The organism is Oleiphilus sp. HI0061 (assembly GCF_001635675.1).
This window is the reverse complement of sequence record NZ_LWFE01000657.1, coordinates 1-500: the sequence shown is the minus strand read 5'-3', so window position 1 is coordinate 500 and position 500 is coordinate 1. Positions and strand designations below refer to the sequence as shown.

Annotated in this window: 1 protein-coding gene; it reads left to right on the top strand. The window is 41.4% G+C overall.

The window, feature by feature from the left end:
* Positions 1-500: protein-glutamate O-methyltransferase CheR (locus A3735_RS08335; RefSeq protein ID WP_197485769.1), on the top strand; the 500-nt coding region annotated here is incomplete at both ends.

Sequence of the window (500 nt, the reverse complement as noted above, 5' to 3'; positions counted from 1 at the left end):
TTCTAAAAGAAAAAATCTTCGTTGAAGCAGATAAGCAGAATACTATTGCACCCTTGAAAATATGGTCAGCAGCATGCTCAACAGGTCAAGAGCCTTATTCGATCTCTATCATTGCGAAAGAGTTTCAAGAGTCTAAGCCCGGTAGATTGAAGGGGGGGGTAAAGGTTGTCGCGACAGATATCTCACCGACAGTGCTTGCTAACGCGAAGTCTGGTATCTATGAGATGTTGGCGCTTGGGCGCGGAATGTCTGAGCAACGCTTGAAGAAGTGTTTTAGTTCGCTTGAAGATGGTCGTTGGCAGATTAAACCTGAGTACAAAACTAGCATTGATTTTCAGTTGTTAAACTTGATGGAAGGTTACGGTCGAGTTGGAACTAATCTCGATGTGGTTTTTTGTAGAAATGTCTTGATCTATTTCTCACCTGAATTAAAACGAAAGATTCTGGTCAAAATACATAGTGTTTTGAAGAAGGGAGGGTATTTGATCTTAGGTGCTTCT